Annotated in this window: 24 protein-coding genes and 1 pseudogene; 16 read left to right on the plus strand and 9 right to left on the minus strand. The window is 63.7% G+C overall.

What is annotated here, in order from left to right:
- Nucleotides 1–82 precede the first annotated feature (82 nt).
- From uraH to xdhC, 4 genes are all read left to right on the plus strand, one after another.
- A complete protein-coding gene (gene uraH, locus NMG70_RS09110) occupies nt 83–457 on the plus strand; it encodes a hydroxyisourate hydrolase (protein ID WP_254024192.1) in 375 nt (124 codons plus the stop codon).
- Nucleotides 458–460: 3 nt separating this feature from the next.
- Nucleotides 461–1,942: a xanthine dehydrogenase small subunit gene (xdhA, locus tag NMG70_RS09115; protein WP_254024193.1), complete on the plus strand. Its 1,482-nt coding sequence runs from the start codon at nt 461–463 to the stop codon at nt 1,940–1,942.
- The gene (xdhB, locus tag NMG70_RS09120) at nt 1,942–4,290 is read left to right on the plus strand and encodes a xanthine dehydrogenase molybdopterin binding subunit (protein WP_254024194.1); all 2,349 of its coding nucleotides are present in this window, start codon (nt 1,942–1,944) and stop codon (nt 4,288–4,290) included. The genes xdhA and xdhB overlap by 1 nt, the downstream gene beginning before the upstream one ends.
- Before the next feature lie 76 nt (nt 4,291–4,366).
- Nucleotides 4,367–5,356 (plus strand): xanthine dehydrogenase accessory protein XdhC, encoded by a 990-nt coding sequence (gene xdhC, locus NMG70_RS09125; RefSeq protein ID WP_254024504.1) that lies wholly within the window; start codon nt 4,367–4,369, stop codon nt 5,354–5,356.
- A gap of 21 nt (nt 5,357–5,377) precedes the next feature.
- Here the strand turns inward: xdhC and NMG70_RS09130 are convergent, their stop codons facing one another.
- On the minus strand, nt 5,378–6,298 hold the full coding sequence (locus NMG70_RS09130; protein ID WP_254024195.1) for a LysR family transcriptional regulator: 921 nt from the start codon (nt 6,296–6,298) through the stop codon (nt 5,378–5,380).
- A gap of 139 nt (nt 6,299–6,437) precedes the next feature.
- Here NMG70_RS09130 and NMG70_RS09135 point away from each other — a divergent pair, with 139 nt between their 5' ends.
- From NMG70_RS09135 to NMG70_RS09150, 4 genes are read left to right on the plus strand one after another with little or no spacing between them, the layout of a single operon-like run.
- Nucleotides 6,438–7,655: a urate hydroxylase PuuD gene (locus NMG70_RS09135; protein WP_254024196.1), complete on the plus strand. Its 1,218-nt coding sequence runs from the start codon at nt 6,438–6,440 to the stop codon at nt 7,653–7,655.
- A 2-nt stretch (nt 7,656–7,657) separates the two neighbouring features.
- Entirely contained in the window at nt 7,658–9,034 is a 1,377-nt protein-coding gene (guaD, locus tag NMG70_RS09140) for a guanine deaminase (protein ID WP_254024197.1), read from the plus strand.
- Between the two features lie 12 nt (nt 9,035–9,046).
- A complete protein-coding gene (locus NMG70_RS09145) occupies nt 9,047–9,550 on the plus strand; it encodes a heme-degrading domain-containing protein (RefSeq protein WP_254024198.1) in 504 nt (167 codons plus the stop codon).
- Nucleotides 9,547–10,812: a glycerate kinase type-2 family protein gene (locus NMG70_RS09150; protein ID WP_254024199.1), complete on the plus strand. Its 1,266-nt coding sequence runs from the start codon at nt 9,547–9,549 to the stop codon at nt 10,810–10,812. Before NMG70_RS09145 ends, NMG70_RS09150 begins: the two co-directional genes overlap by 4 nt.
- 3 nt (nt 10,813–10,815) lie before the next feature.
- Here the strand turns inward: NMG70_RS09150 and NMG70_RS09155 are convergent, their stop codons facing one another.
- The 5 genes from NMG70_RS09155 to NMG70_RS09175 all read right to left on the minus strand — a co-directional run bounded on the left by NMG70_RS09155 (nt 10,816) and on the right by NMG70_RS09175 (nt 16,815).
- Complete coding sequence (locus tag NMG70_RS09155) at nt 10,816–11,538, minus strand: UdgX family uracil-DNA binding protein (RefSeq protein ID WP_301555145.1); 723 nt, start codon at nt 11,536–11,538, stop codon at nt 10,816–10,818.
- A gap of 86 nt (nt 11,539–11,624) precedes the next feature.
- Nucleotides 11,625–13,046, minus strand: coding sequence for a glutamine synthetase family protein (locus tag NMG70_RS09160; protein WP_254024201.1), 1,422 nt, complete (start codon nt 13,044–13,046; stop codon nt 11,625–11,627).
- Nucleotides 13,047–13,059: 13 nt separating this feature from the next.
- Entirely contained in the window at nt 13,060–14,442 is a 1,383-nt protein-coding gene (locus NMG70_RS09165; RefSeq protein WP_254024202.1) for an aspartate aminotransferase family protein, read from the minus strand.
- Between the two features lie 91 nt (nt 14,443–14,533).
- Complete coding sequence (locus NMG70_RS09170; RefSeq protein WP_254024203.1) at nt 14,534–15,508, minus strand: WD40 repeat domain-containing protein; 975 nt, start codon at nt 15,506–15,508, stop codon at nt 14,534–14,536.
- Nucleotides 15,509–15,765: 257 nt separating this feature from the next.
- Complete coding sequence (locus NMG70_RS09175) at nt 15,766–16,815, minus strand: CobW family GTP-binding protein (protein ID WP_254024204.1); 1,050 nt, start codon at nt 16,813–16,815, stop codon at nt 15,766–15,768.
- Nucleotides 16,816–17,012: 197 nt separating this feature from the next.
- Here NMG70_RS09175 and NMG70_RS09180 point away from each other — a divergent pair, with 197 nt between their 5' ends.
- Both NMG70_RS09180 and NMG70_RS09185 read left to right on the plus strand, forming a co-directional pair.
- Nucleotides 17,013–17,738, plus strand: a complete 726-nt coding sequence (locus tag NMG70_RS09180; protein WP_254024205.1) for an intradiol ring-cleavage dioxygenase — start codon at nt 17,013–17,015, stop codon at nt 17,736–17,738.
- Nucleotides 17,739–17,958: 220 nt separating this feature from the next.
- On the plus strand, nt 17,959–18,429 hold the full coding sequence (locus tag NMG70_RS09185) for a MarR family winged helix-turn-helix transcriptional regulator (protein ID WP_254016266.1): 471 nt from the start codon (nt 17,959–17,961) through the stop codon (nt 18,427–18,429).
- 16 nt (nt 18,430–18,445) lie between these two features.
- On the opposite strand, the gene NMG70_RS09190 is transcribed toward NMG70_RS09185, so the two are convergent.
- Nucleotides 18,446–19,324, minus strand: coding sequence for an AraC family transcriptional regulator (locus NMG70_RS09190; protein WP_254024206.1), 879 nt, complete (start codon nt 19,322–19,324; stop codon nt 18,446–18,448).
- 35 nt (nt 19,325–19,359) lie between these two features.
- On the opposite strand from NMG70_RS09190, the gene NMG70_RS09195 reads away from it, so the two are divergent.
- The 5 genes and pseudogenes from NMG70_RS09195 (at nt 19,360) to NMG70_RS09215 (ending at nt 22,533) form a co-directional block, all read left to right on the plus strand.
- Nucleotides 19,360–19,767, plus strand: coding sequence for a DUF2000 family protein (locus NMG70_RS09195; protein ID WP_254024207.1), 408 nt, complete (start codon nt 19,360–19,362; stop codon nt 19,765–19,767).
- A gap of 37 nt (nt 19,768–19,804) precedes the next feature.
- Nucleotides 19,805–19,927: pseudogene (locus tag NMG70_RS09200) on the plus strand (EamA/RhaT family transporter); the annotation flags it as partial.
- A 122-nt stretch (nt 19,928–20,049) separates the two neighbouring features.
- Nucleotides 20,050–21,072, plus strand: a complete 1,023-nt coding sequence (locus tag NMG70_RS09205; RefSeq protein WP_077375012.1) for a LacI family DNA-binding transcriptional regulator — start codon at nt 20,050–20,052, stop codon at nt 21,070–21,072.
- Nucleotides 21,069–22,052, plus strand: coding sequence for a 2-hydroxyacid dehydrogenase (locus NMG70_RS09210; RefSeq protein ID WP_254024208.1), 984 nt, complete (start codon nt 21,069–21,071; stop codon nt 22,050–22,052). Before NMG70_RS09205 ends, NMG70_RS09210 begins: the two co-directional genes overlap by 4 nt.
- Nucleotides 22,053–22,137: 85 nt before the next feature.
- Complete coding sequence (locus NMG70_RS09215) at nt 22,138–22,533, plus strand: hypothetical protein (protein WP_254024209.1); 396 nt, start codon at nt 22,138–22,140, stop codon at nt 22,531–22,533.
- A 21-nt stretch (nt 22,534–22,554) separates the two neighbouring features.
- Here NMG70_RS09215 and NMG70_RS09220 read toward each other — a convergent pair whose 3' ends face one another.
- Nucleotides 22,555–23,328 (minus strand): gamma-glutamyl-gamma-aminobutyrate hydrolase family protein, encoded by a 774-nt coding sequence (locus NMG70_RS09220; RefSeq protein ID WP_254024210.1) that lies wholly within the window; start codon nt 23,326–23,328, stop codon nt 22,555–22,557.
- Between the two features lie 287 nt (nt 23,329–23,615).
- Between NMG70_RS09220 and NMG70_RS09225 the strand changes: the two genes are divergently transcribed.
- Nucleotides 23,616–24,725, plus strand: a complete 1,110-nt coding sequence (locus NMG70_RS09225) for a TRAP transporter substrate-binding protein (RefSeq protein WP_254024211.1) — start codon at nt 23,616–23,618, stop codon at nt 24,723–24,725.
- Nucleotides 24,726–24,786: 61 nt separating this feature from the next.
- On the opposite strand, the gene NMG70_RS09230 is transcribed toward NMG70_RS09225, so the two are convergent.
- Nucleotides 24,787–25,809 carry a zinc-dependent alcohol dehydrogenase family protein gene (locus NMG70_RS09230; protein WP_254024212.1) on the minus strand — a complete coding sequence of 341 codons (1,023 nt, stop codon included), beginning with the start codon at nt 25,807–25,809 and terminating at the stop codon, nt 24,787–24,789.
- Nucleotides 25,810–25,823: the final 14 nt, after the last annotated feature.

The raw sequence follows: 25,823 nt of genomic DNA on the forward strand, positions 1-25,823 counted from the left end.
GCTCGACCGGGACTTATGCATCGCCTTTAATGGGCGCACAATTCGTCAAACGTGTTCGACCGTACCGGAATGGGAGCAGCCAGTGGCGGAAACGTCGAAAGCCGAAGGCGGACGTCTGACGACCCATGTCCTCGACACCGCGACCGGCCGGCCGGCGGCAGGCCTGTCGATCGAACTCTATCGCATCAACGGCGACATGCGGACGCATCTGAAGACGGCGGTCACCAATGCCGACGGCCGCTGTGACGCGCCGCTGCTTGCCGACGCGGAGTTCCGCACCGGCGAATACGAGCTAGTCTTCGCTGCCGGCGACTATCTGCGCCGGCAGGGGCTGAGACTGCCGGAACCGGCCTTCCTCGACAGCGTGCCGATCCGCTTCGGCATGGCCGAGCCGATGCACTATCATGTGCCGCTGCTCATATCGCCCTACGGCTATTCGACCTATCGCGGGAGCTGAGGCATGGCCACGCTCAAAATACGCAATGAGATACGCTTCATCCTCAATGGCGAGCAAATTGTGCTGACCACGGTAGCGCCCGACGAGACCTTGCTCGACTGGCTGCGGCTCGATCGCTCGCTGCGCGGCACCAAGGAAGGTTGCGCCGAGGGCGACTGCGGCGCTTGCACCGTGCTGGTCGGAAGGCTGTCAGGCGGCCGGCTGGTCTACGAAAGCGTCAATGCCTGCATCCGCTTCCTTGGCTCGCTTGATGGCACGCATGTCGTGACCATCGAGCATCTGCGCGGCGACGGCGAAAAACTGCATCCGGTGCAGCAGGCGCTGGTCGATTTCCACGGCTCGCAATGCGGCTTCTGCACGCCGGGCTTCGTCATGTCGCTTTATGCCCTGTGGATGCGGTCGCCTGAGCCTTCGGATGCAGCCATCGAAAAGGCGCTGCAGGGCAATCTCTGCCGCTGCACCGGCTACGAGGCAATCATGCGGGCGGCACGTGCCATCTCCAGCTACGGCAAGGCGGCAAAGGATCCGCTGGCGGCGGAGCGCAAGGCCATCACGGACAAGCTCGAAGCGATGAAGGATGGTTCGCGCATCGAGATCGGCGCCGGCAAGCAGCGCCTGGTCGTGCCGGTCGATGCCGACGACCTCGCCGCCGTGCTCGACAAGGAGCCGGGCGCCACCATCGTCGCCGGTTCGACCGATGTCGGCCTGTGGGTGACCAAGCATATGCGCGAGATCTCGCCGGCGATCTTCATCGGGAATCTCGACGGGCTGTGCGCGATTTCCGAAGACAACGGCATCATTTCGATCGGCGCTGGTGTCACCTACACCGAGGCTTTCTCGACGCTGGCGAGACGCATCCCGGCGCTGGGGCCGCTGTTTGACCGCATCGGCGGCGATCAGGTGCGCAATATGGGCACGATCGGCGGCAACATCGCCAACGGCTCGCCGATCGGCGACACGCCGCCGCCGCTGATCGCACTCGGCGCGCGGCTGACGCTGCGCCGCGGCAGCAAGCGGCGGACGATCTCGCTTGAAGACTTCTTCATCGCCTACGGCAAGCAGGATCGGCAGCCGGGCGAGTTCGTCGAGGCAGTGCATGTCCCAGTGCCGGGCAGGGATACCAAATTCGCCGTCTACAAGATCACCAAGCGCCGTGACGAGGACATCACCGCAGCGCTTGGCGCGTTTTTCATGACACCGGCTAGCGACGGCACCGTGGCGGATATCCGCATCGCCTATGGCGGCATGGCGGCAACGCCGAAGCGGGCTTTTAGCGTGGAAAAGGCGTTGCTCGGCAAGCCTTGGACGGAGGCGACGGCCGAGGCGGCGATGGCCGAGTACGCCAGGGATTTCACACCGCTGACCGACATGCGGGCGAGCGCCGAATACCGGGCGCTGGCGGCGAAGAACCTGCTGTTGCGCTTCTTTGCCGAGACCAGCGGCACCAAGGCGCCGATCCAGGTATCGCGCCACGAGGCGGCGTGATGACCACGCACGCTCCCAACCTCAAGGCGCAAGAAATCTCCGGTGGCGTTGCCACCGATCAGCGCCATGATTCCGCGCATAAGCATGTCCGCGGCACGGCCGTCTATATCGATGACATGCCGGAACCATCCGGCACGCTGCATGGCTGCCTTGGGCTTTCGACGGCCACGCATGCCACCATCACCAGCATGGACCTGTCGGCGGTGCGCGCCGCGCCCGGCGTCGTCGACGTGCTGACGGCTAGCGACGTGCCGGGCGAAAACGATATTTCGCCGACCGGCCGCCACGACGAACCGGTGCTGGCCGCCGGCAAGGTGCAGTTTTTCGGCCAACCGATCTTTTGCGTCATCGCCGAAACCCGCGAGAAGGCGCGCCGCGCCACAAGGCTGGCCAAGGTCGAATACAAGGAATTGCCTTTCGTCACCGACATCGCCGTCCTCGATCCCAGGAAGGACAAGCTGGTCACGCCGCCGCTAACCCTGAGGCGCGGCGATGCCGCGGCTGCGATCAACGCCGCGCCGCGCCGGCTGAAGGGAAAAATGCGCATCGGCGGCCAGGACCATTTTTATCTTGAGGGCCAGATCGCCATGGCCATTCCCGGCGAGGATCAGGACGTCACGATTTATTCCTCGACCCAGCATCCGAGCGAGGTTCAGCACATGGTCAGCCATGCGCTCGGCGTGCCGAGCCATGCCGTCACGGTCGAGATCCGCCGCATGGGTGGCGGCTTTGGCGGCAAGGAAACGCAAGGCAACCAGTTTGCCGCGCTGGCGGCGATTGCTGCGAAAAAACACCATCGCGCCGTGAAAATCCGGCCCGACCGTGACGACGACATGATCGCCACCGGCAAGCGCCACGACTTTCTGGTCGACTACGAGGTTGGCTTTGACGACGACGGCAATATCCTCGGCGTCGACTTCATGTTCGCGGCGCGTTGCGGATTCTCGGCGGACCTCTCAGGACCAGTGACCGATCGCGCGCTGTTCCACTGCGACAACACTTATTTCTGGCCGGCGATACACGCGCAATCGGCGCCGCTCTACACCAACACCGTGTCGAACACCGCCTTCCGCGGCTTCGGCGGTCCGCAAGGCATGGTCGGGGCCGAGCGCGTCATCGAAGAGGTCGCCTTTGCCGTCGGCAAGGATCCGCTCGAAATCCGCAAGAAGAACTTTTATGGCACCAGCGACCGCAACGTCACGCCTTATCACCAGACGGTCGAAGATAACATCATCCACCGCATCGTCGCCGAGCTGGAGGCGAGTTGCGACTATGCGAGGCGCCGCCGCACCATCGAAGCCTTCAACGCCAACAGTCGCTTCATCAAGCGTGGATTGGCGCTGACGCCGGTCAAGTTCGGCATCTCGTTCACCGCCACCCACTACAACCAGGCCGGCGCGCTTGTGCATGTCTACACCGACGGTTCGGTGCATCTGAACCATGGCGGCACCGAAATGGGGCAGGGCCTCTACGTCAAGGTGGCGCAGGTGGTGGCGGAAGAATTCCAGATCGACCTCGACCAGGTCAAGATCACCGCGACGACGACCGGCAAGGTGCCGAACACCTCGGCGACCGCCGCCTCGTCCGGTTCCGACCTCAACGGCATGGCGGCGCAGAACGCGGCCCTGCAGATCAAGGAGCGGCTGACCAACTTCGCCGCCGAAAAATACCAGGTGCCGCGCGATCAGGTGCTGTTCCTGCCCAACCGGGTGCGCATCGGCAACCAGGAGATCGCCTTCGCCGATCTCGTCAGGCAGGCCTACATGGCGCGCGTCCAGCTTTCGGCAGCGGGCTTCTACAAGACACCGAAAATTCACTGGGACCGTGACAAGGGCGAGGGCCGCCCCTTCTATTATTTCGCCTATGGCGCTGCGTGCTCGGAAGTCTCGGTCGACACTCTGACCGGCGAATATGTCGTCGAGCGTACCGACATCCTGCACGAGACCGGCCGCTCGCTGAACCGCGCCATCGACCTCGGCCAGGTCGAGGGCGGCTTCATCCAGGGCATGGGCTGGCTGACGACGGAGGAACTTTGGTGGGACGACAAGGGCCGGCTGCGCACCCATGCACCGTCGACCTACAAAATCCCCTTGGCCTCGGACCGACCGAAGATCTTCAACGTAACGCTGGCCGATTGGCCGGAAGCGAGCGAGCCGACGGTGCACCGCTCCAAGGCGGTCGGCGAGCCGCCGCTGCCGCTCGGCATCTCGGTGCTGCATGCGCTGTCGGATGCGGTGGCGAGCGTTGCCGACCACCGGATCTGCCCGCGCCTCGACCCACCGGCGACGCCGGAGCGGGTGCTGATGGCGATCGAGCGGCTGAAGCGGGAAGCCAAGACTGGCATGTGAACCCGACCCCGGAAATCCTTGAAAGCGTGCAATTCAGGCCGAAAAACTCTATATTTCCCGATAGGAAATGCGAATGATGAACGCGAAAGTGCAAAGCCTGAAAGCCTTTCTTGCGCGCGCCGGCCGGGTCGCCCTGGTCGAGGTGGCCGGGACCAAAGGCTCGACGCCCCGCGAGAAGGGCGCCTTCATGCTCGTCTCGGGAGCGGCGATTTTTGGCACGATCGGCGGCGGCCAGCTCGAATATATGGCGATCGACAAAGCACGGCAGCTGCTTTTCTCTCCCCTTGAGGGGGAGATGGCCTCGGAGCGGCCAGAGGGGGTCGTCTCAGAAGGCACCGCCAGAGCGTCGAGCACTGCCGCGGCGACCCCACCCGGCGGCTTCGCCGCCACCCTCCCCTCGAGGGGGAGGGATGTCAGCGCCACGCTCGATGTCCCGCTCGGGCCGGAGATCGGCCAGTGTTGTGGCGGCAGGGTCGAGGTGCTGATCCGGCTGGTCGACGCGGCCCTCGAAGCCGAGCTTGTTGCGGCGGCGGAAGCCGAGGCAGCGCAGCAGCCGCATGTCTACATCTTCGGCGGCGGCCATGTCGGCCAGGCACTGGCATCGGCGGTGGCCTTGCTGCCCGTGCACGTGGTCGCTGTCGAGATGCGAGCCGAGGCGCTGGAGGGCATGCCGGAAGCGGTCGAAACCAGTCTTACGCCGATCCCCGAGGCATTGGTACGCAACGCTCCGGCTGGCGCCGCGTTCGTCGTCCTCACTCACGACCACGCACTGGATTTCCTGATCGTCGCCGAGGCACTGAAACGTCGGGATGCCGCCTATGTCGGGATGATCGGTTCCAGAACCAAGAAGGCGACCTTCAGGAACTGGTTCCTGAAGTCGACGGACGGCAGCGAGGCGGAATTTGCCCGCCTCGTCTCGCCGATTGGCGGCGAAACGGTCAAGGACAAGCGACCGCCCGTGATTGCGGCCTTGGCGACGGCCGAGATCATGACGGCGCTGGCCGCCCATGCTGGCGCGCGAGCCGCTCCGCACCCCGCCTCTTGTGGCAAGGCAATGGCCGGCTGACGGCCAGAATTCGAGCAACGCTCACTTGCCGGCCAGAATATCCTTGATCAGCCGTTGGCAGCGCTCGGCCATGAAATCGAGCAGCAGCCGCACCTTCGGGTCCTGCAGCTTCTTGTGCGGGTAGACGGCGGCGAACTGGACCGGCGTCGGAGGCGTGTCGGGCAGGATCACCTTCAGCCGCCGGTCGCGGATGAACGGCTCGACCTCGAAGCGCGGCTTGTTGATGATGCCGCGGCCCGACAGCGCCCAGCCGGTCAGAACGTCGCCATCGTCGGTGTCATAGGGTCCGTGCACCTCGAATTTTCGCGGGCCGTCGGCCGTCTGCAGCGTCCACACATATTCGCGCGCGCCGGAATAGCGCAGCATCAGGCAGTCGTGCTTCTTGCCGATCAATTCCTGCGGCTCGGCCGGCTCACCGCGCGCCTCCAGATATTTCGGCGCCGCCACCAGCACCCGCTCGCATTCCATGATGCCGCGCATTCTGAGGCTGGAATCCTCGATGATGCCCAGCCGGAAGGCGACATCGATGCCTTCCTTCATGATGTCGACATTGTGGTCTGAAAGCCTCAGCCGAACCTCGATATCAGGATATTTGTCGTGGAAATCGGGGATTCCCGACGCTACCAGTCGCCGGCCAAGGCCGAGCGGCGCTGTCACCTTGATGGTGCCGCGCGGCTGGCCGGACAAAGCGCTGACCGCGGCTTCGGCCTCGGTGACCGCCTCGAGCACCTGCTTGGCGCCGGAGTAGAACACCGTGCCGTGCTCGGTTGGCATCAATTGCCGCGTCGTGCGGTTGAACAGCCTGACACCAAGATGTTTTTCGAGCTCCTTGATACGGTTGGACGCGACGGCCGGAGAAATGCGCATGTCGCGGCCCGCCGCCGACAGGTTGCCAAGCTCGACGACGCGGACGAAAACGGCGATGTTGTCGAGGTAGGCCATGCGGCTTAGGGCTCTCATACGGCAGCGTAGGGATAACCCTAGTATTTTCCATTTTTTTTTGAAAGTCATCGTGCAGCTCGGCCCTTTCCGTTTGCGCTCCAGTCCGTAAAGTCAGCCGATCGGCAGGGACGACTTTTCAATGTTGGATTTCGCGATATTCTGGGACTGGCTGAGTTTCGCCGTGCGCTGGCTGCATGTCGTCACCAGCATAGCCTGGATCGGTTCGTCCTTTTATTTCGTCGCGCTCGATCTTGGCTTGCGCCAGCGTCCGGGCATGCCTGTCGGCGCCTTCGGCGAGGAATGGCAGGTGCATGGCGGCGGCTTCTATCACATCCAGAAATATCTGGTGGCTCCGGCCGAAATGCCCGAGCACCTGACCTGGTTCAAATGGGAATCCTACGCCACCTGGCTGTCCGGCTTTGCCATGCTGTGCGTCGTCTACTATGCCGGGGCGGACCTCTTCCTGATCGATCCCAACGTGCTTGCCATGTCGGTGCCTACAGGCATCTTGCTGTCGCTGGCGACGATCGGGGTTGGCTGGGTGCTCTACGATCTCTTATGCCGTTCGCCGCTTGGCAGGAGCGACACCGGCCTGATGCTGGTGCTCTATGGAGTGCTGGTCTTCATCGCCTGGGGTCTTACCCATCTGTTCACCGGCCGCGCCGCTTTCCTGCATCTTGGCGCCATCACCGCGACGATCATGTCGGCCAATGTCTTCATGGTCATCATTCCGAACCAGAAGATCGTCGTCGCCGACCTGATCGCCGGTCGCAAGCCCGACCCGAAATACGGCAAGATCGCCAAGCAGCGCTCGCTGCACAACAATTACCTGACGCTGCCCGTCCTGTTCCTGATGCTGTCGAACCACTACCCGCTGGCGTTTGCTACCCAGTTCAACTGGGTGATCGCCTCGCTGGTTTTCATCATCGGCGTGCTGATCCGGCACTATTTCAACACCATGCATGCGCGCAAGGGTAACCCGACCTGGACCTGGCTGGCTGCCGCCGTCCTGTTCGTCGTCATTATCTGGCTGTCAACGGTGCCGAAAGTGCTGACCGGCGACGTCAAGGCGTCCTCGGCGGCGCAGGTCTATGTCGCTTCGGCGCATTTTCCCGCAGTGCGCGATACGGTGCTAGGCCGTTGTTCGATGTGCCATGCGCAGGAGCCGTCCTACGAGGGCGTCTATCACGCGCCGAAAGGTGTGATGCTCGACACGGACGCCGGTATCGCCGCGCAGGCCCGCGAGATCTACTTGCAGGCCGGCCGCAGCCACGCCATGCCGCCAGCCAATGTCACCCATATCACCGACAAGGAGCGAGCGCTGCTGGTGGCATGGTTCGAGGAGGCAGGGAAATAAGCATGACCAGCACGCTCCTGCGCGGCCGCACGCTGTCATTCCTGCGCTGGCCTGAGACCGTCGACGACCATCCCGCCTGGCGCTACGAGGACGACGGCGGCCTGCTGCTCCGCAACGGCAGGATCGTTGCCGCGGGCGCCTATGCCGACGTCGAGAAAAAGGCTGATGAAGGCGCAAAGAAGATCGACCATCGCCCGCACTTGCTGCTGCCTGGTCTCATCGACGCGCATGCGCATTTTCCGCAGATGCAGGTGATCGCCTCCTACGGCGCCGAGCTGCTCGACTGGCTGAACACCTACACCTTTCCCGAGGAAACCAAATTCCAGAACGCCCAGCATGGCCGCCGCATCGCCAGGCTGTTTCTGGATGAGGTTGTGCGCCACGGCACGACGACAGTCGCCGCCTATTGCTCGGTGCACAGGGAATCGGCCGAAGCGTTCTTCGCCGAGTCGCATGACCGCAACATGCTCAACATCGCGGGCAAGGTGATGATGGATCGCAACGCGCCGGAGGGCGTGCTCGACACGCCGCAATCGGCCTATGACGACAGCAAGGCGCTGATCGCCGAGTGGCACGGCAAGGGCCGCCAGCACTATGCCATCACACCGCGCTTTGCCATCACCTCGTCACCCGAGCAGTTGGAAATGGCGAGCGCGCTGTGCCGCGAACATCCCGATTTGCACATGCAGACGCATCTGTCGGAAAACCACGCTGAGATCGCCTTTACGCTGCAACTCTATCCAAAGGCCAGCGACTATACCGATGTCTACGAGCACTATGGGCTGCTCGGGCGCAAAAGCCTGTTCGGCCACTGCATCCATCTTTCGGAACGCGAGGCGGATGCGCTTTCGGACACGGGCTCGGTCGCCGTGTTCTGTCCGACCTCGAACCTGTTCCTCGGCTCGGGCCTGTTCGACTATCAGCGTTACCGCCGCCGCGAAAAACCACTCCGCATCGCCACCGCCACCGATGTCGGCGGCGGCACCAATTACTCGATGCTGCGCACCATGGATGAGGGCTATAAGGTGATTGCGCTGAACGGCGAGAAGCTCAATCCGTTCCAGTCGTTCTGGCAGCTCACCCGCGGCAATGCCGAGGCGCTGTCGATCGTGGAAAGGATCGGCACGCTCGACCCAGGCAGCGATGCCGACATCGTCGTCCTCGACGCGCGCGCTACGCCGGCGATGCGGCTGCGGATGGAGACGGCGGACACGCTGGCGGAGGAGCTGTTTCTGCTGCAGACGCTGGGCGATGATCGTGCCGTGCGCGAGGTCTACGTCGCCGGGCGGGCGGCCAAGACGGATATGGCGATTTGGCTATCCCACACGTCCCGGCTTGACCCGGCGGCAGCCATCGGTCAAAGCCTGCAGCGAAGTTGACAGGGGAACGACATGGCCTTTGCGGACGACATCGCTCTGATCAAGAAACAGGAAGCCGAGCTTGTCTTCCCCGTCTTCGACGAGGCTGTCGCCTTCAAGATCGGCTCGGCGATCCGCGACCGGGCACTGGCCCAGAACCTACCGATCATCGTCGACATCAGGACCTTCGACCGGCCGCTGTTCTATGCAGCGATGCCGGGCTCGAACGCCTCCAACCCGGACTGGGCGCGGCGCAAGACCAACGTCGTGCGGCGGTTTTTGAGAAGCACCTACCGCCTGGTGCTGGAGCAACAGCGCCCCGACCGCAGCTTCAAGCCGGGCGAGGGGCTCGACATGTCAGACTATGTGCTGGCCGGTGGTGGCTTTCCCGTCACGGTCAAAGGCGCCGGTGTGATCGGTGTGATCGCGGTCTCGGGCCTGCCGGAGCGTGAGGATCACGGCGTCGTCGTCGACGCGCTCTGCAGCCATCTCGGCGTCGACGGCCGTGAGCTGGCACTGCCGCCGGAAGCAAAATGACCGCGCTCGATCCCAAGCCCTTCCTCGCCGCCATCTTCAATGCCGCCGTCGCCGCCGCCGATCCACAGAGGACCATCAGGGATCATCTGCCGGCACCGCCGAAAGGACGCACCATCGTCATTGGTGCAGGAAAAGGCTCGGCGCAGATGGCGGCCGCTTTCGAAAAAGTGTGGGACGGCCCGATTGAAGGGCTGGTCGTCACCCGCTACGGCTATGGCGCGACCTGCCAGCGCATCGAGATCATCGAGGCGGCGCATCCGGTGCCGGATGCCGCCGGACTCGAAGCGTCGCGCCGGCTGCTCGAAAAGGTGCAGGGGCTGACCGCGGACGATCTGGTCGTGGCGCTCATCTCCGGCGGCGGCTCGGCGCTGCTGCCGGCGCCCGCCGAAGTTCTGACGCTGGCCGACGAGATCGCCGTCAACGAGGCGCTGCTCGCCTCCGGCGCGCCGATCGCTGCCATGAACACCATCCGCAAGCATGTTTCCACGATCAAAGGCGGCAGGCTGGCGGCAGCCGCCCATCCGGCGAAGCTGGTATCCTTGGTGGTCTCCGACATTCCGGGCGACAACCCGGCGCTGGTGGCTTCCGGCCCGACCGTTGCCGATTCCGGCAACCGCCAAGAGGCGCTGGCATCGATCGCCGCCTATGGCATGAAACTGCCGGCCTCTGTCATGGCGCATATCAATTCGCCGGCCGCCGATGCGCCGCGCGTCGATGATCCGCGCTTTTCGCGCAACGAAGTGCATCTGATCGCCTCGGCCGGCGTATCGCTGGAAGCGGCCGCAGCCGAAGCCAGGCGCCAAGGTATCGAGGCGGTCATCCTCTCCGATTCCATCGAGGGCGAGGCGCGCGAGGTCGGCGGTTTTCATGCGGCGATCGCCCGTGAAGTCGCGACGCGCAACCGGCCTTTCCGAAAGCCGGTGTTGGTCTTGTCGGGTGGCGAGACGACGGTGACCTTGCGGGCAAAGGGCAAGGGCGGCCGTAACTCGGAATTCCTGCTCGCCTTCGCCATCGGCATCAGCGGCATGGAGGGCGTCCATGCACTGGCCGCTGACACCGATGGCATCGACGGTTCGGAGGACAATGCCGGCGCCTTTGCCGACGGCTCGACGGTGTCGCGGATGCGGGCGGCAGGCGTCGATGCCAAGGCGATGCTTGCCGGCAACAATGCTTGGACGGCATTCAACGCCGTCGGCGATCTCTTCGTGCCCGGCCCGACCGGGACGAACGTCAATGATCTGAGGGCAATCCTGATCAGTTAGGGATCAGGCGGCCATCAGCTTTTTCACCGCCTTCATGTCCTGCAGGAACCGCTCGCGTTCGGCCTGTTTGTCCGCCGGCTCGCGAATACGCAGGATGAAGGACGGGTGGATGGTGACGAACACAGGCAAGCCATCGTCCCGCTCCACGACCGCGCCGCGCATCTTCATGATCGGCACGACCTTGCCGAGCAGCGCCTGCGCCGCCGTCGCGCCGAGCGCCACCGCCAGACTGGGCTTGATCAGAGCGAGCTCCTTGTCGAGCCACCAGCGGCAGGCCTGCACCTCGCCGGCATTCGGCTTCGAGTGGATGCGCCGCTTGCCGCGCGGCTCGAACTTGAAATGCTTGACCGCATTGGTGACATAGACTTTCAGCCGGTCGACGCCGGCATCGTCCAGGATGGCGTCGAAGACCTTTCCGGCCGGACCGACAAAAGGTTTACCGGCCAGATCCTCCTGGTCGCCTGGCTGTTCACCGACGAAAACCACCTTGGCCCTGTCAGGCCCTTCGCCGAACACGGTCTGCGTTGCGTTGCGCCACAGCGGACAGCGGCGACAGGCCTTCGCCACTTCGCTGAGTTCGGAAAGGGTGCTTGCGCCATCGTCTTCCGCCGTCTCAGGCAATTCAGGCTTGGGCCAGCGTCTTGCCTGTACCTTGGCATGGTGTGGAGAATTTGTCTGCATCCTGGCGATCATGGCTGATGCGGCCTTGCCCGCTGCTGCGATCAGATGCGCAATGAGCGAAGCCCCCGAAAGGTTCCTTCAAATAGCCGAGACCCGGCTTTCGCCGAGCGCATGACCGGCGATGCGATGCCTCACACCTCATGCAGATAGAGATGATAATCCAGTTCGCTGACCGTGCGCGCCACCCGCAGATATTCGGATTGCTTGATCGCCACGAAGGTCCGGTGCAGGTCTTCCCCCAGCGCGCCCTTGAGGAATGTCGAGGCCCTTGCCGCCTCGATCGCTGCGCGCCAGTCCACCGGCATGGTGGTGCGCGTGATTGCTGATTCGTAGCCATTGCCGGTGGTTTCGGGGCCTGGATCGAGGCCCTCATCGAGACCTTTGACGATGCCGGCCAGCACGGTTGCCGCGACCAGATAAGGGTTGGCGTCGACGCCCGACGGCCGGTGCTCGATGCGCCGGTTTTTCGCATCGCCCGCCGGCACGCGCAATGCCACCGAGCGGTTGTTGACACCCCAGGTCGGCGCCACCGGCGCATAGGATTGCGAAACGAAACGCCGCCATGAATTGGCGTGCGGTGCAAACACCAGCATCGATTCGGCCATGGTCTGGATGAGGCCGCCCAGTCCGCGCAGCAGCGGCAAGGACCAGGTCTCGCCGCTGGCTTCGGCAAAGACGTTGTTGCCGGCTTTGTCCTGCAGCGAGACATGGAAATGCATGCCGGAGCCGGCATACTTCTCGATCGGCTTGGCCATGAAGCATGCAGTGACGCCGTGGCGGCGCGCCTGTGCCCGCACCAGCCGCTTCAGCATGACGAGATCGTCGGCCGCCCGCATCACGTCCTTGCGATAGTTCAGCGTCAGTTCGTATTGGCCGGGCGCATATTCGGAAATGACCGTCTCGGCCGGGATACCTTCCACGCTGGCCGCGGCATAAATGTCGGAAAACAGCGGCTCCATGCCGTGCAGATGGTCGACGGAATAGACCTCTGTCTTGGCCGAGCGGCGGCCGTCGAGCACCGCGTGCGCCGGCTGCACCTTGCCGTCGGCGTCGCGCTCGTTGGCGAGCAGGAAGAATTCGAGCTCGAAGGCGCCGGCCGGATGCAGGCCCTTGGCCGCCAGTATCTCCACCTGCCGGCCCAGCGCCAGGCGCGGGTCGGAGGACATGGGCTGACCATCGAGATGGTACATCGCCATCAGCACCTGGCCGCGCGGCGGCTGTGTGCCGAACAGCGGCACCAGCGTGCCGGGGATCGGCCATGCCCGCAGGTCGCCGTCGCCCGTCGTCCAGATCAGTCCGGTCTCGTGCACGTCCTCGCCGGTGATGTCGAGGCCTAGGATCGAGATCGGCATATGCCTGCCGCCCTCGAAGATGCTCATCAACTCGTGCCGGCGCACGATCTTGCCACGCCCGACGCCATTGGCGTCGGTCAGCACGATGTCGAACGCTTCGATCTCGGGATGGGCGTCGAGAAAGGTTTGCGCCTCGGCGGGCGTCGAGCCCGAAGGGGAGGCGATGATGGCGTTCAAAATTTGCTTGTGCGCTTCTCTCATGTGCAAGCTTGTCTCATGCCGCGAGCCTTGCCGCAACCGCGCCGAAGGCGGTGATCAGGCGGTTCACCTGGGCAGCGCTGGTCGCCGGCGAGATCAGCATCATGTTGTGGAACGGCGCGATCAGTACGCCGCGATTGACCAGCGCGACATGGATCGCCGCTTCGAGCGCCGGTGCGTGCGCTGTTTCCGCCTCGCCGCCATTCCTCAGCGGGCCTGGCGCGCAGATGAACTCGACGCGGGCTCCGACCCGGGCAACATGCCAAGGCAGGCGGTAACGGTCGATGACGGCGGTCAGCCCGGCGTCGAGCCGCCGCGCCAGATGGTCCATATGGCTATAGTTCTCGTCGGTCATCACCTCTTCGAGCGTGGCGCGCATCGCCGCGAACTGCAGCGGATTGGCTGAGAGCGTCGTGCCCATGCCGGAATAGCCTGGTTCCTTGGTCCTGACATAGTCGGCATAGCGGGTGGCGACGTTTTCGCTCATCCCCCACACACTGGCCGGCACACCGCCGGCGATCGGCTTGCCGAGCACGAACAGGTCCGGCTCCAAGCCGTGTTTCCTGGTGTAGCCGCCGGGACCGGTCGAGATCGTGTGCGTCTCGTCGATCAGCAGCAGGGTGCCGGCAGCGCGGGTGAGACGGCGCAGCGCGTCGTGGAAGCCAGGGTCGGGCAGCACCATGCAGGAATTGGTCAGCACCGGCTCGGTGACGACACAGGCGATTTTCTGGTCCCGGAGTGCTGTCTCAAGCGCCGGCACATCGTTGAACTCGACGACATCGGTCGCCCGGGTCAGGTCGCGGAATTCGCCGGCCAGTCCCGGCCGGTTGGCCGGTCTGCCGTCGACCAGGCGCACCATCGTCTCGTCGACCGAGCCGTGATAGCAGCCGTTGAAGACCAGGATCTTTTCCCGGCCGGTGATGGCGCGGGCGACGCGCAGCGCAAAGCGATTGGCATCGGTCGCCGTCGTCGCAATCTGCCAGAACGGCAGGCCGAAGCGCTGTTGCAGCAGCGGGCCGATGGCGAGTGCATCTTCCGAAGGCAGCATGTAGGTCAGGCCGCGTCCGGCCTGCCTACGGATGGCGTGGGCGACCGGCGGCGGCGAGTGGCCTAACATCGAGCCGGTGTCGCCGAGGCAGAAATCGTCGAGCCGATTGCCGTCGATGTCAGTGATAGTGGCGCCTCTGGCGCTGTCGACCAGGATCGGGAACGGCGTCGGCCAGTCGTTCATCCAGTGCATCGGCACGCCGCCGAAGAAGCCCGGCAGGCCATTGCCGCCCTTCGCTGCCGATTTCGGTCGCGCCTTGCGGAAGGCTTCGGCCTCGGTCTCGCACAGATCGGCGATCCGGGCAGCGCTGATGCCACCTATGGCCGTCTTTGAATGGTCGATTGCATGCATGAAGAGCCCTCTCATGCGTTACTCGAATAGGGGAATAAGGGAAAAGGGGAATAGGTGCCCTACTGCCCTACTGCCCTACTCCCGTACTCCCCTAGGCCGAAATATCAATGACGCCGCAATCGCCGGCGGCACTGCCGAAGGCAACGCGGCGTTCTTGCCTGTCCCACATCATCGAGGTGATGGCGCCCTTGCCCGGTCGGCGCAGAAGAACTTCCTTGGCGTCGGCGAAACGCACCGCCATCACCATGCCGTCGTCATAGCCGACGGCGACGACATCCTGGCTCGGGTGGCAGGCGACCGAGGTCACCATGGCGTTGCCGCGCGTGCCGAGTTCCAGCGGCGCCTTGCCCATCGGCCCGTCCTTGCCCGAAAACGGCCAGACGATCGCCGCCGGGGCTCCGGAACTGGCCAGCCATTTTCCCTTGGGCGCCCACGACAGGCTTTTGACCTTGCCGGGATAGCCGCTCATCCGCATGTGCTTGCCATCGGCGAGCTTCCAGCCATGCAGCGCGTTCTCCTGCATGGTGGTGACGAGGAAGGCGCCATCCGGCGAGAAGGTGATGCCGGTGTGGGCGCCGGCCCATTCCAGCTCGACCGGCTTGCCGTCGGTTGCCGGGAAATGCAGCGTCGCGCCATTGTAGCGGGCGACGCCGAAGCGCATGCCCTTGGGCGAGAACGCCAGCCCCTCGACCGAACGCGGATGCAAGAATTCCCTGGTCTTGCCGTCGGCGAAATGCACGAAGGCGATCTTGCCCGAGGCATAGGCGACTGTGCCTTGTGGTCCAGCGGCGACGCTGGTGATCCATTTCTTCCCGGCGCTTGCCAATTCTGCCGCATTGCCGCCGGCGGTAACCGAAAAGATCTTGCCGTCCTCGCCGCCGGTGATCAGCCGGTCGTTGGCCGCATCGTGGAAGGCGGCGAGCAGCCCGTCATTGGCCTGCGCCGTCTTGTGGCCATGGTCCAGCCGATGGATTGTGCCGTCGGCCAGCGCGAAATGCGGCACGTCGCCAAGGAAGACGGCGGCGACGCAATGGCCATCGAGATCAAGCGGGGCGACTGTGGGCATGGGAGATTCCATTCAAGATCGGTGTGGTCGCCCTGCCGCTGCGGAGGAATCGTTAGCGGCTAGCTGCGACGCGACCTTTTCCCCTTGTGGGAGAAGGTGGATTGGCGCGTAGCGCCAAGACGGTTGAGGGGTGTTGGACGAAGCGCGGTTGGCGCCAGGCTGGAACACCCCTCATCCGACCCAGCTTCGCTCGGCCACCTTCTCCCACAAGGGGAGAAGGAAAGAACGTGCAGCGCTAGCGTTACAAGGCCCGAAAATCAAGCTGCCTGGCAGGCCTCAAAACTCTTCTTCAGCCGCTCGGCGTCGAGCTCGCGACCGATGAACACCAGCCGGCTCTCGTGCTTCTCGCCGTCCTTCCAGGCGCGCTGGTGGTCGCCCTCGATAATCATGTGCACGCCCTGGATGACGTAGCGCTCGTCATCGCCCTTGAGCGCAATGATGCCCTTCAGCCGCAGGATGTTCGGGCCTTCCATCTGGGTGATCTTCTCGATCCACGGGAAGAATTTCTTCGGGTCCATCTCGCCGCCGCGCAGCGACACCGACTGCACCGTCACGTCATGGATATCGGACGGGTGCGCGTGATGATGGTGGTCATGCCCGTCATGGTCGTGATGGTCATGATCGTGGTCGTGATGGTCGTGGTCGTGATGCGCCTCGAGGAAATGCGGGTCGTTCTCCAGCGCCCGCGAAAGATCGAAGGCGCCGCGGTCGAGCACCTCGGACAGCGCCAAGCCTGCGCGCGTGGTGCGATGGATCCGGGCCGCCGGGTTGATCGCGCGGATCGTCGCCTCGACCTTGCTCAGTTCCTCCGGCGTGACGAGATCGGTCTTGTTGAGCACGACGACGTCGGCAAAGGCGATCTGGTCCTCGGCTTCGCGGGAATCCTTCAGCCGCAACGGCAGGTGCTTGGCGTCGACCAGCGCCACCACCGCGTCGAGCCTGGTCTTGGAGCGCACGTCGTCGTCCATGAAGAAGGTCTGCGCCACCGGCACCGGATCGGCGAGGCCGGTCGTCTCGATCACGATGGCGTCGAAGCGGCCTGGCCGGCGCATCAAGCCCTCGACGACGCGAATCAGGTCGCCGCGCACCGTGCAGCAGACGCAACCATTGTTCATCTCGTAGATTTCCTCGTCGGATTCCACGATCAGCTCGTTGTCGATGCCGATCTCGCCGAACTCATTGACGATGACGGCGTAGCGCTTGCCGTGGTTTTCCGAGAGGATGCGGTTTAGTAGCGTCGTCTTGCCGGCGCCAAGATAGCCGGTGAGAACGGTTACGGGGATCTGCGTCGTCTGTGCATCGCTCATGTTGGGCCTCGAAAAGGATTGTTGGCTCCATATAGGATGCACGCCGTGCTTTTGCACGTGGCAACCGATGGGCCAAACAGGTCGCCAGCATTGCCGGGCTTTCCCAACATTGCCGCGTTTTCATTGGCGTTGGCTGGTCTCACTGCCTAGATAAGACCAAGGCAGCTTGCTCGAAAGAAACCGAAAAGATGCGCCGAATGTCCGATAAACCATTCCCGTTGAGCCGGCGCCAGGCGCTCGGCCTCATTGCCGTCAGCGCGGGCGGCGGTGTCTTTCTGCCGGGCATCGCGCTGGCTCAGCAGGCCTCGCCCTATGCCGGGCTTGCCCTGTTCGATAGCGGCGCCGGCGTCTGCGCGATCACGCCGGAGGCGACCGAGGGCCCGTTCTATTTCGACCCGAAGCTCGAACGCGCCGATATCACCGAAGGCAAAGCGGGCATTGCCCTCAATGTGCGGCTGCAGGTGGTCGACGCGGCCTGCCGGCCGCTTGCCGGCGCGCGCGTCGACATCTGGCATTGCGACGCGCAAGGCCATTATTCGGGCTATCCCGGACAAGGCGACGGCCAGGATGTCGACACCTCAGGCCAGAGTTTTCTGCGCGGCTGGCAGAAGGCGGATGACACCGGCATCGTTTCGTTCGCCACCATCTATCCCGGCTGGTATCGCGGCCGCACCACCCATATCCACTTCAAGGCCTTCCCGAACGACAATTCGGTGATGACCGGCCAGCTGTTTTTCCCCGATGGCCTGAGCGAACAGATATTCACCACTGTCGCGCCCTACGCCGACCGTTCCGGTAAGCGGGATACGTCGAACGCCAGGGACGGTATCGCGCGGCGCGCCGGGCCGCTTTCGCAGGCGGCGCTGCGCGAGGTGGCGGACGCCTACCAGGCCTTGATGATCGTCGCGGTGAGGGCTGATTGAGTCCCGCATCGGGTGTGCGGCGCTCCTGCCGAACGCGTCCACCTGCGCTGAAAAGTCGTTTGTCATCTAACTGAAATAAACATCTGGCATTAGCCACGGCGGACACCGCATTGCTTGCCGGCAAAGCTGTTTTGCAAAGCCGGATCTTTTTGATTGTCGATTGCCAACCGGGCGGCGGCCTCTATGCTGTCCACACCGGTTCGGCCGATGAGGGATAACCATGGCCAAGGCGGACAAGACTGCGACAATGAGCCGGCTGCATTCGGCGGCGCGGCTAGCGCGTACGGCACTCGCGGCGCGGCTTTTGGCGCACGGCTTCTATGCCGGCCAGGACCAGATCATGCTGGCGCTCGACCGTGAGGACGGGCAGACGCCCGGCAATCTCGCCGGTCGCCTCGGTGTTCGCCCGCCGACCATCACCAAGACCATCAACCGGCTGCAGGCGCAGGGTTTTCTGGAAAAACGCGCCTCTTCCGCCGATGCCCGCCAGGCCCATATCTTTCTGACCGACACTGGCCGCGAAATCATTCATGCCATCGAGAGATCGGTGAAGAAGACCGAGAAGCAGGCGCTGAAGGGGCTCGATAAAAAGGACCAAAAGGCGTTGTTCAAGCTGCTCGCCCGCGTTGAGGCGAACCTCTCGAACGGAGAGATGGTTCTCGTCGATGATGAGATCGACGCCGACGAATGATCCGCGGCTGACGCCATCAGGCAGCGGCTGCTGACGATCCATGGACCAATTCCGACCAGCGGCCCGGCGTGACGCCGAACGCCCTCTTGAAGTGCCTGCTGAAATGACTTTGGTCGTTGAAACCGGCCGCTATTGCGATCTGTGCCAATGGCTCGCTTGCCTCGATCATGCGGCGTGCTCGTTGAAGCCGGCGCATCAGGAGAAAGCGGTGCGGACTGGTGGAGAAAGCGGCACGGAAATGCCGCGATAGAGCGTAGCGATCCAGCCCGGTGATTGCCTCCAGCTCCTCCGAACGGACGGTACGGAAAACATTTTCTTCCAGATAGTCGCGTGCCAGGCTGGCAGCCCGCCACGCTGTCCTTGGGATCGGTTTCGCCGGCAGGCCTGAGTGCCGTGCCAGGCTTTGCATCAATTGCGCCACGAAGTCGGCGACAAACAGATCGTCAAGCTTCTGGTCCAACGGGCTCAGCGCCGAAAGCAGCCGCGTGCGGAAAACCGGATCCGTCACCACGGCATTCCTGACGAAAGGCAGCGACGCGCCTATGTGACCGAGGCAGTCCAGCACGATGGACGGCTCCAGATAAAGCATCCTGTAACGCAAACTGTCTTCAGTGCCGGCGCCGCCATCGTGCAATTCGTCGGGATGGAGTACGATAATCTGGCCGGGCAGGCTGTGATGTGTCGCGCCGCGATAACGGAAGGTTTGGACGCCATGCAGCGTCACGCCGATGGCGTAGGTATCGTGACGATGGAGATCGAAGACGCTGCCGTGGAACCGGGCCTCGATACGCTCCATTCCGACGCAGTCGGGCGCCGAGATGACGCAGTTCTCAGCCGCGTCAACGCACAAACGTCCAAGACCCTGAAAGGCCTCGCGATCTAAACCGTGTGACATCGCTTCATTCACAAACCCCGAATGGCAAATGTCTCATGTTCGACACGAAATTTGCAATCGTGCTGCAGGACGACCTTCCCGTCTGGCAAAAGCTCAACGTCACCGCGTTCCTGACCAGCGGCATCGTGGCGCAGCATAGCGACATCATCGGCCAACCCTATCGCGACCGCGCCGGCAATATCTACAATCCGCTCTCGATCCAGCCGATCATCGTGCTTTCGGCCGATCGCCCGACGCTCAGTGCGATCCACCGGCGGGCGCTGGAGCGCGGTGTGACGATCTCGCTCTACGTCGACGAAATGTTTTCGACCGGCCACGATGCGGCGAACCGCGCCGTCTTTGCCGAATTCGCACCCGACGACGCGAAGGTCGTCGGCATCGCGCTGCGCGCCGAAAAGAAGCTTGTCGACAAGATCACCAAGGGTGCCCGCATGCATCCCTGATGCATATCGACACTGGTTCATCCTGTTGATGCTTGGTGTCCTCGGCGCTGCCGTCATCGTCGCCGGCGGCTTTTATATCGTTCATCGCGAGCACCGACTTCGCGTGCGCAACGGCGCTGCCATCGACGTCGAGGTGGAGGCGCTGGCAAAAAAACCTTGATTTGTTTCGGAAGGGTGGCATAAGGCCGCGTTTAAACTGTTTAGACCATGATCCCGAAAACTGCATCCGGTTTTCGCTGGAGATCGTGGATCAGCTCTAGATCGTCGGGGGAGCGCAAGGCGCTGGCACAGAAGATCAAGCTTTCGACGATCGCGGATGCGCTCGGTGTGTCCACGGCCACGGTTTCGCTGGCCCTGCGCGACAGCCCGCTGGTTGCTGGAATCACCCGCGACCGCATCAAGGAACATGCCCGCGCCATCGGCTATATCTACAATCGCCGCGCCGCCAGCCTGCGCACCTCGCGTTCGGGCATCGTCGGCGTCGTCGTCCACGACATCATGAATCCCTTCTTCGCCGAGATCCTGCGCTCGATCGAAAGCGAGCTCGACCGCAGCCGGCAGACCTTCATCCTGTCGAACCATTACGACCAGCTCGAAAAGCAGCGCACCTTCATAGACACGCTTCTGCAGCTTGGCGCCGACGGCGTCATCATGTCGCCGGCCATCGGCACGCCGCCCGAAGACATCTTCATGGCCGAGGAAAACGGCCTGCCGGCGGTGCTGATCGCACGCACCGTCGAAGGCGCTGACGTGCCGGTGTTTCGCGGCGACGATGCCTATGGCACCGGGCTAGCCACCAACCATCTGATCTCGCTCGGCCATAAGCGCATTGCCATGATCGGCGGCACCGACCAGACCTCGACCGGCCGCGACCGCTACCAGGGCTACCTCAACGCCATGGAGGCGGCAGGGCTGGAGGTCAGGCCGTCCTGGCGCATCCCCGGCCCGCGCACCAAACAGGCTGGCTTCGAGGCCGCCGGCCAGTTCCTGGCGCTGAAGGACAAGCCGACTGCGGCCTGCTGCTGGAACGACCTCGTCGCCATTGGCCTGATGAACGGCATTGCACGCGCCGGGCTGGTGCCGGGCATTGACATATCCGTGACCGGCTATGACGATCTCGAGGAAGCGGCGATCGCGACGCCGGCGCTGACCACCGTGTGGAATGGCCAGCGTGAAGTCGGTCGCCGCGCCGCCAGCGCGCTGCTCGACAAGCTCAATGGGCAGATGGTGCGGCCGTCGCAGGAACTGATCAAGCCGGAACTGCATGTGCGCCAGTCGACCGGCAAACCAGTGGAACGTGCATGACAAAAGCCGAACAGCAGCAAGCAGTCGCCATTCTGGTGCCGGGCCAGTTCAACGACCACGCGGTCGGCCGCATCGACCGGACGTTCAGCCGCGTCTGGATCGAACGGCCTGATGCGTCGCTGGTCACCGACGAGATGCGCCGGGCGGTGCGCGGCATTGCCGCCTTTGGCGGGATCAACGCAGCCCTCATCGACGCGCTGCCGAATCTCGAGATCATCGCCAATTTCGGCGTCGGCTATGATTCTGTCGATGCCCGTCACGCAGCACAGCGCGGCGTCATGGTCACCAACACGCCGGATGTGCTGACCGAGGAGGTCGCCGACACGGCGATCGGGCTTTTAATCAACACCGTTCGCGAGTTGCCGCGCGCCGAGACCTGGCTGCGCGACGGCAGTTGGGCACGCAACGGCAACTATCCGCTAAGCCGGCTGACCTTGCGCGGCCGTCGTGCTGGCATTTTCGGCATGGGCCGCATCGGCCTTGCCATTGCGCGCCGGCTGGAGGCCTTCGGGCTGCCGATCTCCTATCACAACCGGCGCCCGGTCGAAGGCCTGCCCTACGAATACCACGGCACGCTGAAAGGCCTTGCCGAGGCGGTCGACACGCTGATCTCGGTGGCGCCCGGCGGCGCCTCGACCGAAAAGGCGGTCAACGCCGAGATCCTGTCGGCGCTCGGCCCGAATGGCGTCTTCGTCAACATCGGTCGCGGCAGCACGGTGGACGAGACAGCTCTTGCCGCGGCGCTTGCCGGCGGCACCATCGCCGCTGCCGGGCTCGACGTCTTCGCCGACGAGCCGAACGTGCCGCCGGCGCTGCTCGCCGCCCCCAACACCTCACTGTTGCCGCATGTCGGCTCGGCTTCGGAACATACCCGCCGCGCCATGGCCGATCTGTGCGTCGACAATCTGATTTCCTGGTTTTCGGAACGGAGGGCGCTGACGCCGGTGCCGGAAACGGAAAAGGTCAAGGCGCGCAGCTGAGCGGCACGTTTCCAATTTGTTAACGATTAACGACGGCTTAACGTTTTGAGTTCAGTCTTCATCGCCAAACATGCGGAGAACGCAGATGAAAGTACTCGCTGCATTGATAGCAGTGGCCGCGCTGTTCGGCAGCGTTCAGCTGTTTTACAGCGGCGGAGGCGAAGGCGGCACAGCCGATGAGTCAGCGCGGTCGCCCGGCGACTACCGGCTGGTGGCCAATGGCGACGAAGCGTCCTGCGCGGTCAAGCGCGGCACTGAGGTTGCGCATGGCCTGTCGCTGTTGACGGTCACTGCGAATTGCCGCCGGGTCTTGCCCGGCATCGAGCGCGCGAAATTCTGGCGTGAGCAGGATGACGGAACGGTCACCTTCAGCGCGAACGGCATCGACCCGATTGTCACTTTCGGCGTCGCCGACGGCGACGGTTATGAATCCTACGCACCAGCCCTGCCGCTGCTGTCGCTGGCGGCCAGCAGCGATTGACGTTGACGTCCGACGGCTGAACTATTCCGCGGCGGCCCGCGCGCAGGATTTCGCCGCGGCGTGCAGGCGCACCGCGTCGCCGAAGGCGCGGAATATCCTTGCTGAGACGCTGTCCGACTTGACCCAGTATTCGGGATGCCACTGGACGCCGACGGCGAAAGCGCGGGCGTCGTGTACCGAAACCGCCTCGACCGTGCCGTCGGTGGCGAGCGCCTCTATCTGCAGCTTCGGGCCGAGTCGGTCGATGGCCTGGCGGTGCACCGAATTGACCATGATGTCGCCTGCCCCAAACACGCCGGCGAGGCAGCTTCCGGGCTTAATCGAAATGGTCTGGCGGATGGCGAAGCGTTCGTCCTGATTGTCGCTCGCCGGTGCGCGATGGTCCAGCGATCCCTCGCGCTCCTGGATTTCTGTGGCCAGAGTGCCGCCCAGCGCCACATTCATCTCCTGGATGCCGCGGCAGATGGCGAGTAACGGCACGCCGCGCTCCACTGCTTTGCGGATCAGCGGCAGCGTCGTGGCGTCGCGGGCCGGATCGTAGGGGCCGTTGGCCTCGCCGGCATCGCCGCCATAGAGCGAGGGATACACATTGGACTTCGAGCCGGTGATCATGACGCCGTCGACCGATGACAGAAGTTCATCGAAATCGAGCCGGTCGCCGAAGGACGGCACCAGCACGGGGAACACGCCGGCGGCCGAAAGCGCCGCCTCCAGATATTGCTGCGGAGCGGCATGCCAGGTGTAGTTGTCGAACGGGCGGACGTCGGTCGATATGGCGACTAGCGGCTGCTGCATTTTGATCCGGGTCCATTCAGTGCAAGGATATATTCTACCTTTAAAATAGGCGATCCGAAGGCGCTTTGCCATGACAGGTTCGGCATGTCGCATGGGCCACGGAAAGGGCGTTAGACTTAAGTTGTAGGAGGTGCGTTCGCGCCGCGTATTTCGCGAAAACGCCGCCGGCAAAACCGGCTCCGATGGCTGGACTCGACTCCTTGCCCGTGTATTGTTTGCCGCGAAGCCGATCCGGGGCACAGAGCATCTCCCGAACGTCGGTCTGTTGATCCAATAGGGAGGACTTCATGGATCGTCGATCATTCATCCGCAAGGCCGGTGTGACCGGTGTGGGCGCTGCGGCGGCTACGGCGGCGCTTGCCGCGCCGGCTATCGCCCAAACCAATCCGAAAGTGACATGGCGCCTGGCGTCGTCCTTCCCGAAATCCCTCGATACGATCTATGGTGGCGCCGAGGTCTTTTCCAAGATGCTTTCGGAGGCGACCGACGGCAACTTCCAGGTTCAGGTCTTCGCTGCCGGTGAACTGGTGCCCGGCCTGCAGGTCGCGGATGCCACCACCGCCGGCACCGTCGAGGCCTGCCATACGGTGGCATATTATTATTGGGGCAAGGACCCGACATGGGCTTTGGGTGCCGCGGTTCCGTTCTCGCTTAACGCGCGCGGCATCAATGCCTGGCATTACCACGGCGGCGGCATCGACCTGTTCAACGAGTTTCTGGGCACGCAGGGCCTTTTTGGCTTGCCGGGCGGCAATACTGGGGTGCAGATGGGCGGCTGGTTCCGCAAGGAGATCAACACCGTCGCCGACCTTTCGGGACTCAAGATGCGCATCGGTGGCTTTGCCGGCAAAGTAGTGCAAAGGCTCGGTGTCGTACCGCAGCAGATCGCCGGTGGCGATATCTATCCAGCGCTGGAAAAAGGCACCATCGACGCCGCCGAATGGGTCGGCCCTTATGACGATGAGAAGCTCGGCTTCTACAAGGTCGCGCCCAATTATTATTATCCCGGCTGGTGGGAAGGCGGGCCGACCGTCCATCTGATGTTCAACAAGGCGAAATACGAAGAGCTTTCGCCGGCCTACAAGTCGCTGGTGCACACCGCCGCGCAAGCCGCCGACGCCAACATGCTGCAGAAATACGACCTTCTGAATCCGGCGGCCGTGAGGCGGCTGGTGTCCGGGGGCGCCAAATTGCGCCCCTTCAGCCCGGAAATCTTGGCAGCCTGCTTCGAAAAGGCGAACGAGGTCTACGCCGAAATGGAAGCCTCGAACGTGCCCTTCAAGAAGATCTGGGACTCGATCAAAGCCTTCCGAAAGGAGCACTATCTCTGGGCGCAGGTGGCCGAGTACAATTACGACACCTTCATGATGGTCCAGCAGCGAACCGGCAAGCTCTGACAACAGTTGCGGCGCCACGCATTCTTCGGACGCGTGGCGCCGTCACACTTCGGTTTGCCGATCAGCGCGGCACCACCAGCACCTTGACCTCGCCTGGCGCAGGCGGGTTGGCGATCACCGCAGCCGCCTCCTCAAGCGTCACCTGCCGGGAGATGAGCTTGTCGATCTCGATCGCACCCGAGGCGATGAGATCGGCAGCCCGGCGATGCGTAAACGGATTGAGGAAAGAGCCCAGCACCCTCAATTCCCGGAACAACAGGTCGAAAGGTTCGAACTCGGCCTTCATGCCTTGAGGCATCACGCCGACGACGACAACCGTACCGCCGGCTTTGGCCAGCCGCATCGATTGCTCGACCGTCTCTTTTACGCCAGCACATTCGAACACCACATCGACGCCGCCCGGCATCAGGCCCAAAGGACCGACAACCGTGTCGGTGATATCGCAAGCGCGGGGATCGACCGTCGCCGTCGCGCCCAATTCTTCGGCGAGGGCGCGCCGAGAGGCCTGGCGCGTCGACAGGATGATTGTCGTCGCGCCCGCAAGCCTCGCCAGTTGCACGGTGAGCAGGCCGATAACGCCGCCGCCAAGCACAGCGACCGAGGAGCCGGGTCTGATCTGCGCCAGGTCCAAGCCATGCAGGCAGCAGCCAAGCGGCTCGCAGAACGCGCCATGCGTCGGCTTCAGGTCTTTCGGAAGGGAGAAGGCCTGCTTCTGAGGCAGCACGACATATTCGGCGAAGCCGCCGTCGCGGCGGATGCCGATGGCAATCAGATTATGGCAAAGATTGATGCGACCGGCATGGCAGTGCGGACAGCGCCCGCAGGCGATGTTGGGATCGCCGGTGACGCGATCGCCGACCGAAAAGCCGGACACAGCAGTTCCAATCGCCTCCACCATCCCGGAGAATTCATGTCCGAGCGTCACCGGTGGCGTACAGGGAAATTCGCCATGGAAAAGATGCCGGTCGGTGCCGCAGACGCCGCATGCTTCGATCCGCACCAGGAGATCGTCCGGCCCGGCCACGGGCTTGTTGACCTCCCGAAGGACGATGCTGCCCACGCCCTCCAGCCGCACCGCTTTCATGTCTGTTGAGCCTC

The organism is Mesorhizobium ventifaucium (assembly GCF_935822925.1).
GTDB lineage: Bacteria > Pseudomonadota > Alphaproteobacteria > Rhizobiales > Rhizobiaceae > Mesorhizobium > Mesorhizobium ventifaucium.